Source organism: Clostridium sp. AF34-10BH (genome assembly GCF_003478095.1).
In the GTDB taxonomy this organism is placed as follows: Bacteria; Bacillota; Clostridia; order Lachnospirales; family Lachnospiraceae; genus Acetatifactor; species Acetatifactor acetigignens.
In genome coordinates, this window is record NZ_QUEC01000023.1 from 53,306 (window position 1) to 72,212 (window position 18,907).

General features: G+C 47.6%; 14 protein-coding genes. 3 read left to right on the forward strand and 11 right to left on the reverse strand.

The window, feature by feature from the left end; genetic code table 11:
- Positions 1–20 precede the first annotated feature (20 nt).
- Positions 21–1,136, reverse strand: a complete 1,116-nt coding sequence (gene glf / locus DWZ61_RS14235; RefSeq protein WP_118539262.1) for a UDP-galactopyranose mutase — start codon at positions 1,134–1,136, stop codon at positions 21–23.
- 43 nt (positions 1,137–1,179) lie between these two features.
- On the reverse strand, positions 1,180–2,727 hold the full coding sequence (locus tag DWZ61_RS14240) for a Na+/H+ antiporter NhaC family protein (RefSeq protein ID WP_022313226.1): 1,548 nt from the start codon (positions 2,725–2,727) through the stop codon (positions 1,180–1,182).
- A 237-nt stretch (positions 2,728–2,964) separates the two neighbouring features.
- Between DWZ61_RS14240 and DWZ61_RS14245 the strand changes: the two genes are divergently transcribed.
- Positions 2,965–3,993 (forward strand): 3-deoxy-7-phosphoheptulonate synthase, encoded by a 1,029-nt coding sequence (locus tag DWZ61_RS14245; RefSeq protein ID WP_117466302.1) that lies wholly within the window; start codon positions 2,965–2,967, stop codon positions 3,991–3,993.
- A 44-nt stretch (positions 3,994–4,037) separates the two neighbouring features.
- On the opposite strand, the gene DWZ61_RS14250 is transcribed toward DWZ61_RS14245, so the two are convergent.
- From DWZ61_RS14250 to DWZ61_RS14290, 9 genes are all read right to left on the reverse strand, one after another.
- The gene (locus DWZ61_RS14250; RefSeq protein ID WP_181968708.1) at positions 4,038–4,637 is read right to left on the reverse strand and encodes a stage II sporulation protein M; all 600 of its coding nucleotides are present in this window, start codon (positions 4,635–4,637) and stop codon (positions 4,038–4,040) included.
- A 180-nt stretch (positions 4,638–4,817) separates the two neighbouring features.
- Entirely contained in the window at positions 4,818–5,360 is a 543-nt protein-coding gene (locus DWZ61_RS14255; RefSeq protein ID WP_022313229.1) for an NUDIX hydrolase, read from the reverse strand.
- 33 nt (positions 5,361–5,393) lie between these two features.
- Positions 5,394–6,680: an aminotransferase class I/II-fold pyridoxal phosphate-dependent enzyme gene (locus tag DWZ61_RS14260; RefSeq protein WP_118539264.1), complete on the reverse strand. Its 1,287-nt coding sequence runs from the start codon at positions 6,678–6,680 to the stop codon at positions 5,394–5,396.
- Positions 6,681–7,047: 367 nt separating this feature from the next.
- On the reverse strand, positions 7,048–8,607 hold the full coding sequence (gene rny / locus DWZ61_RS14265) for a ribonuclease Y (protein WP_242993653.1): 1,560 nt from the start codon (positions 8,605–8,607) through the stop codon (positions 7,048–7,050).
- A gap of 233 nt (positions 8,608–8,840) precedes the next feature.
- Entirely contained in the window at positions 8,841–9,470 is a 630-nt protein-coding gene (locus DWZ61_RS14270) for a regulatory protein RecX (protein ID WP_118539266.1), read from the reverse strand.
- A gap of 4 nt (positions 9,471–9,474) precedes the next feature.
- A complete protein-coding gene (gene recA / locus DWZ61_RS14275; protein WP_022313233.1) occupies positions 9,475–10,503 on the reverse strand; it encodes a recombinase RecA in 1,029 nt (342 codons plus the stop codon).
- Between the two features lie 345 nt (positions 10,504–10,848).
- Positions 10,849–12,114, reverse strand: coding sequence for a competence/damage-inducible protein A (locus DWZ61_RS14280; RefSeq protein WP_117466307.1), 1,266 nt, complete (start codon positions 12,112–12,114; stop codon positions 10,849–10,851).
- An 86-nt stretch (positions 12,115–12,200) separates the two neighbouring features.
- On the reverse strand, positions 12,201–13,646 hold the full coding sequence (locus tag DWZ61_RS14285) for a family 43 glycosylhydrolase (RefSeq protein ID WP_118539268.1): 1,446 nt from the start codon (positions 13,644–13,646) through the stop codon (positions 12,201–12,203).
- Between the two features lie 118 nt (positions 13,647–13,764).
- On the reverse strand, positions 13,765–14,598 hold the full coding sequence (locus DWZ61_RS14290) for an AraC family transcriptional regulator (protein ID WP_118539270.1): 834 nt from the start codon (positions 14,596–14,598) through the stop codon (positions 13,765–13,767).
- Positions 14,599–14,848: 250 nt separating this feature from the next.
- Here DWZ61_RS14290 and DWZ61_RS14295 point away from each other — a divergent pair, with 250 nt between their 5' ends.
- Both DWZ61_RS14295 and DWZ61_RS14300 read left to right on the forward strand, forming a co-directional pair.
- The gene (locus DWZ61_RS14295; protein ID WP_118539272.1) at positions 14,849–16,975 is read left to right on the forward strand and encodes a glycoside hydrolase family 3 C-terminal domain-containing protein; all 2,127 of its coding nucleotides are present in this window, start codon (positions 14,849–14,851) and stop codon (positions 16,973–16,975) included.
- A gap of 118 nt (positions 16,976–17,093) precedes the next feature.
- A complete protein-coding gene (locus tag DWZ61_RS14300; protein WP_118539274.1) occupies positions 17,094–18,719 on the forward strand; it encodes an ABC transporter substrate-binding protein in 1,626 nt (541 codons plus the stop codon).
- Positions 18,720–18,907: the final 188 nt, after the last annotated feature.

Sequence of the window (18,907 nt, forward strand, 5' to 3'; positions counted from 1 at the left end):
CTCATTTATGATCTGTTACATTACAATACTTCTTCGCTCTTCTTCAATGCCGAGGCAATGACCGCATCCATATCATAGTAGCGGTATTCCGCCAGTCTTCCGCCGAAGATCACGTTCTTTTCCGTATCTGCCAGCCTTTTATACTCTGCATACAAAGCGCCGTTCTTTTCATCATTGACTGGATAATAAGGCTCATCTCCCGGCTTCCATTCGGAACTGTACTCTCTGCTGATGACCGTCTTCGGGAGATCCTGTCCCTGTTCGTCCTTGCCAAACTCGAACCATTTGTGCTCGATGATCCGGGTCCAGGGAGTCTCACGATCCGTGTAATTCACCGCAGCATTTCCCTGGAAGTTGGGAATATCCAGCACCTCTGTCTCGAACCTGACGGAACGATATTCCAGTGTTCCCAGAGAGTAGCCGAAATAGGCATCGATGGGGCCGGTATAGACAACAGTCTCTGCCAGTTTATCCAGTTCCTCTTTCTGCTCCAGATAATCTGTGTTCAGGCGTACCTCAATGCCCTCTAACAGATGTTCCACCAGCTTCGTGTAACCGCCAATGGGAATGCCCTGATACAACGCATTGAAATAGTTGTTGTCAAAAGTCAGACGCACCGGCAGACGTTTGATAATGAAGGCCGGAAGATCTTTACAGTCACGTCCCCACTGCTTCTCGGTGTAGCCCTTTACCAGTTTTTCAAAAATATCCTTACCCACCAGAGAGATGGCCTGTTCCTCCAGATTTTTCGGTTCCGTGATCCCGGCAGTTTGCCGCTGCTCTTCAATCTTGGCCGCAGCTTCTTCGGGAGTCACCACGCCCCACATTTTATTAAAAGTGTACATGTTAAAAGGCAGTGAGTACAACTCTCCGTGATAATTGGCCACCGGAGAATTGGTGAAACGGTTGAACTCCGCAAATCGCGTAATGTATTTCCACACCTTTGTATCATTGGTGTGAAAAATATGGGCACCGTATTTATGGACATGAATTCCTTCCACGGTTTCCGTATAAATGTTTCCCGCCACATTAGGGCGTTTATCGATGACCAGAACCTTTTTCCCTCTGTCAGTCGCTTCTTTTGCGAACACCGCTCCGTACAATCCGGAGCCGACCACCAGATAGTCGTATTTCATTTCTATATATTTCCTTTCTCACAGTCGCGTTCCTGCGCCTACGTTATTTCCGTACGACAGCCTTCTCACCGAAGACACGTTTCAGAACCACCAGCGTAGCCAGTGTCAGCAGAATACCGATCACCAGACAGATCACCACATTCTGTACAAAACCGGCAATGATATAAGTCACAAAAGAGATTGCCGCCACAGTCAGCACATAAGGCACCTGGGTGGATACATGGTTGATATGATTACACTGCGCTCCCGCAGAAGCCATAATGGTCGTATCGGAGATGGGGGAGCAATGGTCACCCATAACGGCACCTGCCAGACATGCAGCCACGCCGATGATGATCAGATGCTCGGCTCCGGGTACAATAGCTCCGGTCGTGGGATCGGTAAATACGCCGGTAACGATAGGGATCAGAATACCGAAGGTTCCCCAGCTGGTACCGGAAGCAAAGGCTAAGAAACATGCTACAAGGAAAATGATGGCCGGAAGCATATTGGTAAGCCCTGCTGATGCTCCCTGCATCAGACCAGCCACATAGACATCCGCACCCAGCAGACCGGTCATGGTCTTCAGGGTAACAGCAAAGGTCAGGATCAGCATTGCAGGTACCATGGCAATGAAGCCCTGCGTCAGACAGTTCATGGCCTCCTTGAAGGATACCAGTCTTCTGCACATATAGTATACAATGGCAAATAATAATGCAATCAAAGATCCCCAGGGAAGTCCCACGGAAGCATCCGTTGCGCTGAATGCATCGATAAAGCCCACGCCTTCAAAGAAGCCGCCGACATAGATCATGCCGATGACACAGCAGACAATCAGTACGATTACCGGGATCAACAGATCGTAGACCTTGCCTCTGGTGGAACCTTTGGGTGCATTGTCTGCATTGACCACGCGCTCTCCCTCGGTGAACAGGTCACCCTTTTCTCTGGCATTGCGCTCATGCTTTACCATGGGGCCGTAGTCGAAGCCCATCAGCGCCATACCGATGACGAATACGATGGTCAACAGAGAATAATAGTTATAAGGAATAGCTCTTACGAACAGTTCAATACCGGAATAAACACCTTCATCCACCATACCGGATACTGCGGCCGCCCAGGAAGAGATCGGTGCGATCATACAGATGGGTGCTGCGGTGGCATCAATAATGTATGCCAGCTTTGCTCGGGAAATCTTATGTCCGTCTGTTACCGGCATCATAACAGAGCCTACAGTCAGACAGTTAAAATAGTCATCCACGAAAATCAGAACACCTAATAAAAAGGTGGAAAGCAGCGCTCCCGCTCTGGTCTTTACATGCTTTTTCGCCCATTCGCCGAAAGCTGCAGAGCCTCCTGCCTTGTTCATCAGTGCCACCATGGTGCCCAACAGGATCAGGAACATGAAAATACCGATATTCCATGCATCCGCCACGGAATTGATAAATCCTTCATTGATCACCGTATCCAGCGTTGCAATAGGAGAAAATCCGGTATAAATCAAAGCTCCCGTAACAATGCCGATAAACAGTGACGAATATACTTCTTTTGTGATCAGTGCCAATACGATTGCCACCACAGGCGGCAGCAATGCCCAAATTGTTCCGTACATAATTTTGCCCTCTCTCGTACTTTTTTTGTAACATTTCAGATACATTTTTACTTTATGGCAAACCCGTATACCTGTCAATATAATTTTCCAAATTAACGCTTTAGCACAGCAATTTATCCGTTCCATTTCTCTTTTTCGCTTTAAATCGCTAAATTCTCTTGCATCCTCGCACGATCTGGGCTATAATGAGCAATGACATTTAGCAGAAAGGACGTGCCCTGCGCACGATGGAATACCATGAGTTTCGAATTTATCAAAAAACTGCCCACTCCTGCGGAGATCCGCAAGGAGCTGCCCCTTCCGGCAGAATTAGTCAGGATCAAGGAAGCAAGAGACGCAGAGATCCGTGACGTTCTCACCGGCAAAAGCAATAAGTTTCTGGTGATTATCGGGCCCTGCTCCGCCGATAACGAAGATTCCGTATGTGATTACGTCAATCGTCTTGCCAAAGTGAATGAGAAAGTTAAGGACAAGCTGATCCTGGTGCCCAGAATCTACACCAACAAGCCCCGCACCACCGGCGAAGGCTACAAGGGTATCACCAGCCAGCCCGATCCCGAGAAGAAACCGGATTTCCTGGCAGGTCTGATGGCCATGCGTAAAATGCACATCCGCGCTATCAAAGAGACCGGTCTCACTGCCGCAGATGAAATGTTATACCCGGAGAACTGGGGTTATGTATCCGATATCCTCTCCTATGTGGCCATCGGTGCCCGTTCCGTAGAGGATCAGCAGCATCGTCTGACCGTCAGCGGCTTCGATGTAGCTGCCGGTATGAAGAATCCTACCAGCGGAGATTTCTCCGTAATGCTGAACTCCGTATATGCGGCACAGCACCCCCACTCCTTCATCTATACCGGATGGGAGGTGAATACCCACGGCAACGATCTGGCACACACCGTACTGCGCGGTGCTACCAACAAGCACGGTGCCAATATCCCCAACTACCATTACGAGGATCTGATCCGTCTGTGGGATATGTATGAAAAAATGGATCTGAAGAATCCTGCCTGCGTGATCGATGCGAACCATTCCAACTCCAACAAGCAGTTCAGGGAACAGATCCGAATCACCAAAGAAGTCATGCACAGCCGTAAACTCAGCCCCGATCTGCACAAGCTGGTCAAGGGCGTCATGATCGAGAGCTACATCGAGGAAGGCAACCAGAAGGTGGGTGCCGGCTGCTACGGCAAGTCCATCACCGATCCCTGTCTGGGCTGGGAAGACAGTGAGCGTCTGATCTACGATATCGCTGAGTACGAATAAAAAGAACGATTTTGCAAATGGGGTGCTGAATCGTTAAAACAGTTTCAAAAAAACTGCAGGAATCCTTTTAATAACGCAGGATTCACAAAACATTCCAATAAACATCCGAAGACCAGTGCGATCCATATGAGCGCCAGTTTTCCCAATCTGCCGGGCAGGGATTTTTTTCCCTGCCCGGTTGTGTTATTGTAAAAATAAATACTCCGGTGCATATCTTCACACCATCTGAGTAACAGGATCATAGCCGGCAGGTAACACAGATAATGGGGAAAGATGCTCACGATCCCCAGAAGGATCCCCTTGATTCCATACCTAAACACTGCCGTACTCAGAAAAAAGCCCACAGAGAATCCGTATTTTACGGTGACTCCTCCGCAGAAAATCCATCCCAGATAAGTCGTTGCCATGATAATAAGCACCAGAAAATTCCGACATCTTTTGCACAGCACGTACCAGAACAGGATACTGCTGTCCACGGTCATATATTTCATGCGATATAACGTGTCCTCATCCAGCATTCCCGCACGGTTTAACAGAATTCCCCGTCCGAAATACACCGCAAACAATCCCACCACAAATCCCGTCAAAAACAAAAAGTGCAGCGGGAGTTTTCCCGCAGGCAACATGGATCTGTTCCATTTCATATATTCTCGTCTCCCGTCAGGCGTTGTTAGTAATATATGCGGACAACATGGAAAATCATGCTTTCTTATTCGTCTTTCAGAAAAGAAAAAGTCCATCCGGACAGGTACTGCCTGTCTGGATGGAGTTCCCTAAAATCATTATGTAGCAGCCTGTCGTGGCTGCTTTTGTCTGTAACGGAATTACTCACTCAGGTATTTGGACGCGTAAGTTAAAATGCCGCAGATTGTCTTGGCATCCTGGATCCTGCAGTCGTAGATCATCTGCTTTAATTCTTCTACGGAATAAGCCTCTACATTGATGAATTCATCTTCATCCAGATGCTGGTTTCCTCTGTCTTTCAGTCCTCTGGCCAGATAAATATCGATCTTCTCATTGCAGAATGCCACTGTGGTATAAATAGAGGTCAACAGTTCCACATGGTCGGTATGATACCCGGTCTCTTCCTGCAATTCCCGCATAGCTGCCTGATCCGTGGGCTCTTCTCTTCCGTTCAGTCCGCCTGCCGGAATCTCCAGAGTCTCACGCTCCAGGGCATTGCGGTACTGACGCACCATCAGAAGCTTACCGTCTTCTCTCACGGCTACTACTGCAGCCGCCCCTTTATGGTCGATCAGATCCCATTTTGCTATATTACCGTTGGGAATCTGCATGGTATCCTGATAATAGTCGATAATAGCACCCTTTGCTACCAGATCACGGCTGATACGCTTGAATTCTTCCATGACTTATCATCCCTTCTCATCCAAATCGAATACTTACCTGTTTTCCAGTAATTTATCTACGCTCACCATCTTGACGCAGAGTACGAACAGATCCGTAGCCATTGCCATCTCCTCCGGTGTGGGGAAGGAAGGTGCAATACGGATATTGGAATCCTTGGGATCCTTCTTATAGGGGAACGTAGCGCCTGCTCCGGTCAGAGTCACACCTGCTTCCTTACACTTTGCCACGATAGCCTTGGCACAGCCTTCCAGGGCATCAAAGGAGATGAAATATCCACCGTTGGGCTTAGTCCAGGTACCGATGCCTAAGCCTCCCAGCTCATTCTCCAGCACTTGCAGTACAGCCTCGAACTTGGGACGCATGATCGCTGCATGCTTCTTCATATGTTCACGTACACCATTGATATCCTTGAAATAACGTACATGGCGTAACTGGTTGATCTTGTCATAGCCAATGGTCTGGATCGTCATGGACTTACGCATATCATCCAGGTTTGCCTTGGAAGATGCAATAGCCGCAATGCCGGCTCCTGCGAAGGTTACCTTGGAGGTGGAGCAGAACTCGAATACCATGTCCGGATGTCCTGCCTTTTCACACTCGGAAAGGATCTCTAACAGCTGATCCTGTCTTTCATCATATAAATGATGGATGGCATAAGCATTATCCCAGAAAATACGGAAATCCGATGCAGCAGGCTGCAATGCAGCGAAACGTCTTACGGTCTCATCGGAGTAGGAATATCCCTGAGGGTTGGAGTATTTGGGTACGCACCAGATACCCTTGATAGCGGGATCTTCAGACACCAGTTTCTCTACCAGATCCATATCCGGTCCTTCGGGTGTCATGGGCACATTGATCATTTCGATTCCGAAATGCTCTGTGATTCCAAAATGTCTGTCATATCCGGGTACGGGACACAGGAACTTTACATGATCCAGCTTGCACCAGGGGGTATTGCCCAAAAGTCCGTGAGTCATAGCCCGGGATACAGTATCATACATGATGTTCAGGCTGGCATTGCCACAAACGATCACATTTTCCGGCTTCACTTCCAGAATGTCAGCGATCAGTTTCTTTGCCTCAGGAATACCGTCCAGGCCACCATAATTTCGAACATCCATTCCATCCTCAGCCTTCATAGCGCTCTGAGAATTTACAACATCGAGATAATCCATTGTCATATCCAGCTGGTTAACTGCCGGTTTTCCTCTGGACATATCCAGTTTCAGGCCTTTGCCTTTTGCATCTTCATATGCAGCGTTCAGCTCTGCCTTCAATGTTAAAAGTTCTTCCTTGGATAATTCCTGATATGCTTTCATTTCGTACCATACCTTTCTCGTTTTTTCCCATAGGGAATACGCTTTCTTCTGTGGACGTTGGATAATCGTATACAATCATACACTTCGAATATCATACTATAAGAAAGTTCTTTGTACAATACCTTTTTTATAAAATTTTAGTAACTATTCAGAACCCCATTCGCAAAACCGCTACTTCGTAGCTTTCTTTTTGCTCATGTGGTTACTTCGCCATATAAAACTGCTTATCTGCCTGAATGCAAGCATTCGCAGAACGCAGTTTTGCATGGCTCTGAATAGTTACAAATTTTATCAAAAAAGCTGCTGTGCTTTAACAGCACAACAGCTTTTCTTACTTCGTATGAAATTGTCATTTCTGACTGGTCAGTTATTTGGCGTAATCAATTACGCGGCTCTCACGGATCACATTTACCTTGATCTGTCCGGGATATTCCAATTCAGCTTCGATCTGCTTGGAAATATCTCTTGCCAACAATACCATATCGGCATCTGAAATCTGCTCGGGCACTACCATAACACGAACTTCACGACCTGCCTGAATAGCAAAAGATTTATCTACACCTTTGAAATTGTTTGTGATATCTTCTAACTGTCTTAATCTGCTAGTATAGGTTTCCAGTGTTTCCCTTCTAGCTCCCGGTCTTGCAGCGGATATTGTATCAGCAGCTTGTACAATACATGCAATCAGGGAAGTAGGCTCTACATCGCCATGGTGAGATTCCACGGCATTGATAACCGTAGCGTTCTCTTTATATTTCCGACACAGTTCAGCACCCAGCTGAATATGGGAACCTTCCATCTCGTGGTCTACTGCCTTACCGATATCATGCAGCAGTCCCGCTCTCTTGGCAAGTCTCACATCCAGTCCCAGCTCCGCTGCCAGAAGACCTGACAACTGTGCAACCTCGATGGAATGCTTTAATGCGTTCTGACCATAGCTGGTACGGAATTTCATCTTACCGAGTAATCTTACCAGTTCGGGATGAATGCCATGTACACCAACCTCCAGAGTTGCGGCTTCTCCCTCTTCCTTGATCATTACTTCGACTTCCTTCTGCGCCTTCTCTACCATCTCTTCGATTCTGGCCGGATGGATACGTCCGTCCACAATCAGCTTCTCCAGCGCAATTCTCGCTACCTCACGACGAATCGGATCAAATCCGGACAGGATTACTGCTTCCGGTGTATCATCTATGATCAGGTCTACACCTGTCATGGTCTCAAGGGTACGGATGTTACGTCCCTCACGTCCGATGATACGTCCCTTCATTTCGTCATTCGGTAACTGTACAACGGAAATTGTAGTCTCAGAGACATGGTCTGCTGCACATCTCTGTATAGCGTTAACCACATATTCCTTTGCCTTTTTGTCTGCTTCTTCTTTGGCCCGACTCTCCATTTCCTTGATCATCACGGCCGATTCATGTTTCACTTCATCTTCAACAATTTTCAATAAGTAGTCTTTTGCTTGTTCAGAGGTTAATCCTGAAATTCGTTCCAGTTCCTGCACACGCTGCTCATTCAGTCTGGAGACTTCTTCCTTCATGCGATTGAGGGATTCTTCTCTGGATGCTAAACTTGCCTCGCGCTTCTCGATGGCATCTGCTTTCTTATCGATGTTCTCTTCCTTCTGCTGAACTCTGCGCTCATACCGCTGGGCTTCCGCTCTACGTTCCTTGATTTCTTTGTCCAGTTCATTCTTGGTACGAATGGACTCTTCCTTGACTTCCAGGAGTGATTCGCGCTTTTTGTTCTCTGCAGTCTTCAGAGCTTCATCAATAATCTCTCTTGCCTTCTCCTCTGCGTTGCCGATGGTTCCCTCCGCGTTCTTCTTCAGACGGTTCGTGGTAACCTTTGCTGTGATCAGCACTGCAGCTATAATGGCAATAACAGAAACCACTAATACTATTACAATATTAGTGTCCACTACAGGAGCACCTCCTTATGAAATTTTCATTGTACATTTTGCTCCGATAATACAAATTATCGTTCATAATAGAATGCAATTTATGTACATTCTAACAAGCAATTCACAACAGTATTAGTGTAAACTGAAATTACACCCATGTCAAGTACAAGTCGCAATTAGTCCAAAAATAGTTCCTATATCAAAACAATCTTTGTGCATTATTTCTTGCTGTTATGCGTCGTCCGGTATTCTCAGAAATCATCGCTATGCATGCCACCGATGGCCTTGCGGATAGCTTCTGCGGAGAATCCCTTTCTGACCAGAAATGCGTAGATCTTCTGGCGTTCCTTCCAGTCTGTCTCTGCTTCCGGATCATAATGCTTCTTATGAAGCAGTTCACGGATCATACTCTGTTCGTCCTGCTCTCCGCCCTTCTCCCGCCAGACCTGCCAGGCCTGTTCCATGGTAGCTGCCGGGATTCCCTTGCCCTGCAGATCCTGTTCGATCCGCCGCTTGCTGCGGCTGTCCTCGTGATAAGTAATATAATCCACGGCATATCGCAGATCATCGATATAATGAAAGCCCGCCACATAAGCGATAGCCTGCTCTATAATCTCCGCCGGATAAAAGCCCTGCTGTAATTTTGTCCGCAGCTGTGCCGTCGTATATTCTCTTCCCTGCAACAGGTTCATGGCACGAAGCTTCGCCCGCTTGGGAAGTACCTCCTGCATGATAGTCCGATAGTCTTCCTCGCTTAATTGCTGTCCTTCCTTTATATGGTAAAGACGCAATTCGCCTTTGTACAATACAAAGGCGAATTCCTGATCAATATATACTTTGCTTCTCGATTTGGAAAGTTCCGTAACCTGTGTTACTAGCATGGATCTACTCTTCCTTCTCTGCTGCGGCAGTGACATCTGCCTTTAGTCCGTAATGCTCTCTGACCTTCTCGGCAATCTCATCGCAGATGGCGGGATTGTCTTTTAAATACTGCTTGGCATTCTCACGGCCTTGTCCGATCTTGTTGCCCTCGTAGGCATACCAGGCACCGGACTTTGCCACAACGTCACAGCTGGCTGCCAGATCCAGAATATCTCCTACCATGGAAATACCTTCACCGAACATGATATCAAACTCTGCTTCCTTGAATGGAGGTGCAATCTTATTCTTAACGACTTTGACACGGGTACGGTTACCGATCACTTCACCGCCCTGCTTCAGAGCTTCGATCCTTCTGACATCCAGTCGTACAGAAGAATAGAACTTCAGCGCACGTCCGCCAGTAGTGGTCTCAGGATTACCGAACATTACACCTACCTTCTCACGCAGCTGGTTGATAAAGATAACCGTACAGTTGGACTTGCTGATCACAGCGGTCAGCTTGCGCAGCGCCTGGGACATCAGTCGTGCCTGTAACCCCACATGGCTGTCTCCCATATCACCGTCAATCTCGGCCTTGGGTACCAGTGCGGCTACGGAGTCCACTACGATAATGTCAATGGCTCCGGAGCGTACCATGGTCTCCGTGATCTCCAGTGCCTGCTCACCGTTATCCGGCTGGGAAATGTACAGGTTGTCAATATCTACGCCGATGTTCTTCGCATAGACAGGATCCAGAGCATGCTCCGCATCGATGAATCCGGCAATACCGCCTCTTTTCTGTACTTCTGCGATCATATGTAAGGTAACGGTGGTCTTACCACTGGATTCCGGTCCGTAGATCTCAATGATTCTTCCCTTGGGAATACCGCCCAGTCCTAACGCTATATCCAAACTTAAAGAACCGGTGGGGATGGTCTCCACATTCATCTGTGCCGTGGGATCTCCCAGCTTCATTACCGCGCCCTTTCCGTACTGCTTCTCGATCTGGCTCAGCGCCGCATCCAATGCTTTAAGCTTATCGTCTTTTTCCATGTCAATCTCCTTTTTGTTCAAGGAACAAATGTTCTGCTTTTTATTTAGGATAAAACATTTGTTCGTGTTTGTCAATGTCTATTTTTATTATACATATTTTGTGTACATTAAAGCTCCCTCATAAGCATTCCCCCTTATTTTTTCGTTCCGATGATCGTCTGAAATTTTGGCGAATGCCTGAACATCCTGAAATGTCTGTCGATAATCAGAGATAAAAGATACAAAAAGAATGTATCACACATCCCCGCTTCCCGCAAGGACGCATGATACATTTCCTGTGTTTTCGTCACTATCTACAATTTTTTACCCCTTCGTTTTGAGGGTATCTCACAAAATATTTTTCTGTTACTTTTTACCAAAAGTAACTTTACTGAAGTATTTCAGAATACAGCTGCGCATAAGAATCAGTGCTGCAGAGGTAGTTGCCTCTCTGATCTGGCTGCGGGTTCCGGAGAAATGATACTCTTTCACCGTAACTTCTCCCTTTATGCTGCATCCGATATATACCAGTCCTACCGGCTTTTCCTCGGTTCCGCCGTCCGGTCCCGCAATTCCGGTCACTGCCACAGCCACATCCGATTTCATTAACAGTGCGGCTCCTTTTGCCATCTCTGAGGCAGTCTTGCTGCTGACGGCACCGTATTTGTCCAGCGTGCTCTTACGCACTCCCAGGAATTTCCGTTTTGCCTTATTGGAATAAGTCACCAGTCCGGCCTTGTAGCACTCCGATACCCCGGGGACATTGATGATCCTTGCCGCGATCATGCCGCCGGTACAGGATTCCGCGGTTGTCACCGTCAGATCATTGGCCATCAACAGATCTGCTACCGCCATCTCCAGGGTAGTCTCCGCCTTGGTACTGTAAATATCCGCTCTGAAACGGGATTTCAGTTCCTTCACCACAGGTTTAATGGCTTTTCCAGCTGCCTTGGTATCTTCCCCGGAAGCGGTGACACGGATATGTACTTCTCCCGTCTTGGCATAGGTAGCTATCGTAGGATTGGTCTGTCCGTCGATCAGATCCTTCAGGGTATCCTCCACCTGGCTCTCCGGCACACCACAAAGCTTTACCATCTGAGAACAGATCACCCCGGGAGTCAGTGTATCCAGATAAGGAAGCACCTGCTGTTCGAACATGGGAACCAGTTCCGCAGGGGGTCCCGGCAGCAACACAATACGGTTCTTCTCCGTCTCCAGAATAATGCCCGGCGCTGTTCCATTATCATTGTCCAGCACCTTCGCTCCCTCTGGCACCATGGCCTGTTTCCAGTTGTTCTCCGTGGGCTGAATATCTCTGACTGCGAAAAATTCGGCAATGCGCTCCATGCTGTGATCATCCACCGAGAGATTCTTTCCACAGACTTCCGCCACAGTCTCCTTGGTCAGATCATCCTCCGTGGGTCCCAGTCCACCAGATAACAGGATCACATCCGAACGCTCCATGGCACATTTCAACACACCTGCCAGTCTCTCCACATTATCTCCCACCACTGTCTGGTAGTAACAGTCCAGTCCGGCTCCCGCCAGCTTTTCCGCCAGATAAGCTGCATTCGTATTCACAATGTTCCCCAGTAATAATTCGGTACCTACACAGATGATCTCCGCTGTCATATCTTTACCGCCTTTCGCTGTCACTTGTCCTATATCTTTCCCACAGACAGTATACTACACTTCCAAAGCAGAGAAAAGGAAATCTTTTACTCCAGTGTAAATTCAGCCAGATCTAAACTGCCTTCCCCACGGAACCGGAAATACAAAGGATACACTCCGGCCCTGACTTGTACCGGAATCGTAATCGTCTCCCAGTCCCCAGCAGCAATGTCGCAGATGCAGCTTCCTACTGCAATTTTTTCGGGATCCTGCATCCTTCCTCCTTCCTCATGGCAGGTGACATACAAGGTTCCTTTCATCCTCCCCCGCAATGTCAGACGGATATTTGATAACTCCTTTCCTTGAAAATAACGGTATCCCACAATACAACCGTCGCTTATTCCCCGAATGTACTGTCCCGGCAGGCTCTCTCTGTCCTCCCCATCCTGTGTGATGCATGCGGTTCTATCATCTATTGGTACTGTCTTTTCATAATATAATACACAGGCAATGTACGCCGGATAAGTCCCCTCTCCTATAAGCCATCCGTTGTTCAGCCCACAGCTGGTAGACTCCACCTGGGCAATCAGCCCCTGTGCATCAATGTTTATCTGTTCCGCTACACCCTGTCTGCAGAAAGAACTATTGTTTGTATGCCTATGGTCAAAAATATAGTATCTGCCGTTAAGCTCCACCAGTCCTCCATGGGTATTTCCCATGGGATAGCAAGGTTCCTCCTCGGAATAGCCATTCATTCCCACATCGGAAGTGGAATGGATCCGGCCGCCGAACCGAAAATCTTTGTCTGGTCTGTCACTGATAAAATAATACAATCCCGTATTTCTTGCGGAGTAGACAAGATAATAGCGTCCATTTATTTTTCGCATGGACGGTGCTTCAAAATAGACTGCCCCCGCTGCGGCGGAGGATTCTCTGGAAATGGTCAAAATTGGGCCTCTCCGTACCGTCAGCATGTCCTGTTCCAGTTCACACATGTGGCATCCCACAAATTTTCTTCCAAAGCTATCCACTTCACGGTTTGTGGGGCAGAACCCAGAATAAAGATAGATTCGTCCATCGTCATCAATAAAAATACTGGGATCAAACTGAAAATATTCTCCTGCTGCTTCCCCGAGAATCTGACCGTCCGGATAGACTACATCTCCCAAATAAGTATAATGCCCCGCTGGGGTATCACAGACTGCCACAGAGATGATCGAGGAATCCGCGATAGAATAATACATGTAGAATCTGTCGTTTCTTCCCTGGATCACATCCGGTGCAAACAAGTAATAGCGTCCATTCTTTTCCGCCTTCTTATGGCATTCATCCTTTATATGATCTGTGTGCCGGAAAATTACACCCTCATATTTCCAATCCGATAGATCAGACAATGGAGCCGACCAGCAGACATAATCATTTTCACAATAATAATTACCTCCGAAGCGATCATGACTTCCATAGATATAGAGTCTTTCACCGAACACCCTCGGTTCCCCATCTGGAATATATTCATAGCTTGGCAAATAAGGATTATAGACCTGTTTTTTCATAATAGTTATCCTTTCTTTTCGTCTCTCTCAGTTTTCTATCTTTTATTTTCTATTTAATTTTTATCGAAATTCCGGCTTCCGTCTGCCCACTTTCAGATTTTCATTCACCACCTTTTATTCAGAGCTGATGCCTTAGTTTTTCATCCGTTCCCTTGTGACTCCGCTCCCGCCACTGAGTAGGGGTGCATTCATACCTTTTCTGAAAACAGCGGTGGAAGGTCCGCATATTAGGAAATCCGCATTCGTAGCTGATCTCTGTCACCGTCTTTCTGCTATCCTTCAGCAGATTACAGGCCATGATCATCCGTTGCTGCGCCACATAAGATGGAAATGAAATATTCAACTGAGAAGAAAAAATGTGGGACAGATAATACGGACTGATTCCCAGCTCTTTTGCCACCTTCTGTGCCGTCAGTTCCCCGGTGATATTGTCGTTGATATATTGCAAAAGCTTCTGCGTGATATTCAGATCCGAAGGCTTGTCCTTTTTGATCACTGGAATATTTTCATACATATCCGCCAACAGTGCCATCAGAAGTCCCTTGTCCTGCCGAAATGGCCGCAGTTCCTTATGCAGACCAATATCTGCCAGAATGTCCAGTACCATCTGTCCGTAACGGCTGAGCATGCTTTTCTGAAAACAGGGAGACTCCATATCATAATAGGTAAGTTCTTCCTGAAATTCCCCAATCGAATCCATATCCGCAATGATCAGAAGCATTCCCACCTCTCCCACAGAACTGTAGGAATGGATCTGGTTCGGGTAGATCATTAGGCAATCTCCGGCAGTCAGATGATAGCTCACCCCCGCTACCGTAGCATCCATCTCTCCTTCCGTCACATGAACGAATTCCATATGCTTATGCAGATGGAACGGAAAATTCGGGTGCCACCAGACATGACAGTCATAGACCTTTTTCCGGCTCTCATAAAACGGTTTTACTGTGTTCATACCAATCTCTCCAATTCCGCAGACGATTCCTTCCGTCGGAGGAATCTCGAATCAAATTTGTGCTCTCTGTATTCTACATATCATATTCCGTCTCAGATTTCCACTGTTTTTTCTATAAATAGCAATTTTTGTCTCATATGTAATTTCTTTTTGTCGTGCAGTCCACATATTTTTCACGTACAATTAGTTTAAATGAAAGAGGTTCCAATCTTAAAACCTATAACCTTGAAACAAAGAAACGAGATAGTCTATGAATCGTACAGAAGCCAGAGAAAAAGCTACCGCACTGGTAACACAAATGACAATAGAAGAAGCTGCTTCCCAGCTGTTACACTCGTCTCCCGCGATTCCCCGTCTGGGCATTCCCGCCTATGACTGGTGGAGTGAAGCCCTTCATGGTGTTGCCAGAGCCGGTACTGCCACCTGTTATCCGCAGGCGATTGGCCTGGGTGCAACTTTTGACCGTGAATTATTACAGAAAATCGCCGGTTCCATCGCTTTGGAAGCCCGGGCAAAATATAACGCTTATTCCCACCTCGGAGACCGCACCCGGTACAAAGGTGTGACCATGTGGTCTCCCAATATCAATATCTTCCGTGATCCCCGCTGGGGAAGAGGCCAGGAGACCTACGGAGAAGATCCCGTACTTACCGCTTCCCTTGGCTGTGCCTTTGTGGAAGGATTACAGACCAAAAGAGACGGTTACCTGACCACTGCCGCCTGTGCCAAACATTTTGCGGTGCATTCCGGTCCCGAGGCTCTGCGTCACAGTTTCGACGCCAAAGCTACGAAGAAGGATCTGTGGGAAACTTATCTTCCCGCTTTTGAAGCTCTGGTGACACAGGCTGATGTGGAAGCTGTCATGGGTGCTTATAACCGTACCAACGAGGAACCCTGCTGTGCTCACTCCTATCTTATGGAGGAGGTGCTTCGCGACAAATGGCATTTTGAAGGACATTACGTTTCCGACTGCTGGGCGATCCGTGATTTCCACGAGGGACATCATGTAACTGCATTTCCGGAGGATTCCGCCGCTCTTGCCCTGGAAAAGGGTTGTGATTTAAACTGCGGCTGTACCTATGAATATATTTTACAGGCATATAAACAGGGAAAGGTAACCGAAGAAGAAATCCGCCGCAGTGCAGAACGTCTTTTCACCACCAGATACCTGTTAGGACTCTTCGATCACAGTTCCCTGGACGAAATTCCCTACAATGTGGTGGGCTGTAAAGAACATCGGGAACTGGCTTATCAGGCCGCTGTGGAAAGCTGTGTTCTGTTGAAAAATGACGGTACACTGCCTCTGTCCTTGAAAAATAACAAACGCATGGCTGTCATCGGCCCCAATGCCGACAGTCATGCCGCACTGGTTGGTAACTACAACGGTACCCCGCCCCGTTCCATCACTGTAGTGGAAGGAATTACAAGAATCTGCGAGGATACCGGCTGGGATGTCAATTATGCAGAGGGATGTCTGCTCTATGATGACCCTTCCGTACGAAAGGTATTCCAGAACTACCGTATCCCCGAAGCTGTGGCATTGGCAGAATCCTGTGACCTCGCCATTGTATGTGTCGGTCTCGACTCCACACTGGAAGGAGAACAGGGAGATGTGGGCAATGCATTTGCCAGTGGAGACAAGCCAGATCTGCTGCTTCCCAAGATCCAGAGGGATCTGGTAGAACAGGTCATCGCTACCGGTACCCCGGTGATTCTGATTGATCTGGCCGGAAGCCCCATCGATCTGTCCGCTTACGAAGATCAGGTGCCTGCAATACTGCATGCCTGGTATCCCGGCGGAGAAGGCGGACGGGCCATTGCAGACATCCTGTTTGGCAAAGTATCTCCCGGCGGCAAGCTGCCCCTTACCTTCTATTATAATGACGGACCGCTGCCGGACATTACCGATTATCATATGACCGGACGCACTTACCGTTATTTTGAAGGCAGACCCTGGAAGCCTTTTGGTTTCGGACTCACCTACGGAGAATTACAGATCACAGAAGCAAAAGTAACTGAAGTTGATTACACGAAGGAGATTCCTTCCGCACAAATCACAATACATTGCCAGAATCCCACGAATCGTGACTTAAGTGATGTCATACAGGTCTATGTCCATGTAAACGGTTCTTCCAACGAAGTTCCCAACCACAAGCTGGCTGCGTTCGAACGGATCCGTCTGGATGCCAGAGAAAGCAAAGAATTCCGGATCACCATTCCGCCCATGGCCTTTACCACGGTAGACAATTCCGGCAACAGAGTATTTGATGGCACTTCTGCTACACTTTATCTGGGATTTTCCCAGCCGGACTTCACAGAAGAAGATCAGAAGATCTATACAGGCAACAGAGGCCAGGTATTCGCGGTCACTTTATAATGAGCATTATGGTGGTAAACCATTTGCTATAGAGAGATGTATTTTTTTAACAAGGAGGATAAATCCTCTCCTCGCCATAGGGGCTCGGATTTTCCTTCGGAAAACAAGGAGGATTACAATGAAAAGAAACAAGATCTTAAGCCTGTTGCTGTCAGTTTCCATGCTGACTGCACTCACCGCCTGCGGAAGTCAGGGTTCCGATACTCCCGCAGCATCCACCACCGATAACGGAAGCACTACTGCTGCTACCGAAAGCACCGCTTCTTCTGATGACGGTTATGTATTGGACAAGGTCACTCTCGTCGTAGACGGTACCTTTAATGCATCTGTGGATGCTTATCAGGACAAATTCGTCGAACAATGGGACACAGCTGTCAGTGAAGCACTGGGCCATCCCATCAGTCTGAATATCCAGCAGTTAGACCATTCCAGCTATGTAGATGGCGTTGGCCGTCTGTTTGCCAGCGGTGATTACCCCGATGTCATTCTGCTGAATGCCGGTCAGTATGCAGAATATGCAAAAACAGGTCTTCTGTGGGATATGACAGCTGCTTATGATAATGCAAAGTTCCACAGCCACATGGTACTGCCCGCAGTAAACGAGAATGTCCGTATCGACGGCAGACAGTATGGTCTGTCCACCGGTCTTGGCGGCGGCTGTATCACTTATGTAAAGCAGGCATGGCTGGATGCAGTCGGCATGAAGGCTGAGGATATTACCGACTGGGATTCCTACTATGCAATGTTAAAGGCATTCACCGAACAGGATCCTGACGGCAATGGCAAGAACGATACCTACGGCGTAGCTGCAGCAGGCTTTATCGGTTCCGAGGCTCCTTACACCAACTATCTGCCTCAGTTCTGGCAGAACGCATACCCCAGCTTCACCTATGATGAAAATGGTGTATGGTATGACGGTTTCAACACCCAGGAGACCAAGGATGCTCTGCTTCGTTTACAGCAGGCTTACGCTGACGGCGTCATTGATCCTGAATCCCTGACCATGGGTACCAAGGATGTCCGTGAAAAATGGTGGTCTTCCGATCAGTCCGGTTCCTTCGGTGCTTTCACCTACTGGTCCGGTTACTGGAACGATAACCTGGTTAACAACATGGATAAGAACGGTGTAGATTCCGGACTGGCAAGACTGGTCCCCATCGCTGAAATGGATGGCTACCTGAACAGAGAATCTCCTGTATACTGCATCATTGATGACGGTGACGGCGATGATTCCAGAGAGCAGGCAATCTTCGATGCAGTCTTCGAGACCATGTTCGACGGCGGTACTGTACAGACCCTGTGGGTATACGGTGCAGAAGGCTACCATTGGTCTACTGAGGCTGAGACTATTGTTACCGGTGAAGGTACTGACAATGCCAAGACCTATGAATACAAGGACGGTGAGTTCCATCTGCGTCTGAATCCTTCCGATCCCAGTGCATTATGGAAAAAGAATGCTATCGATCCTTCTTCCATGATCTGCTCCTTAGAGAATGGTTTTGAATCCGCTACCGATCTGACCAAGGAATGTAACGAGTTCTTCTCCGAACACAGCGTAGACGCTCCCCACTCTGCTTCCTGTGACGGTATTACCAACTACGGCGGTACGATCAATGATGCCAAGAACGTAGTCATCGCCGAGGTTGTTGTAAAGGGCGGAGATGTAGATGCCGCTATGGACAATTATGTTAAGACTACCCAGGATATGGTAGACGAGATCCTCGGACAGCTGAATGCAGACTAAATAGTAAAAAATAACCGATTAGCAACCTGCTCCGCCGGGCGCACTAAAAAAGCCGCTTCACAAAAATGTGAAACGGCTTTTTACGGTAACTGGAAAGTTAGTTTGGTGTAAATAGTCCAAAAACGATGAATTCCATACAAAAAAAGTTCCTAAATCAGGAATTTTTGTACGGAATTTCTTTATTTTGC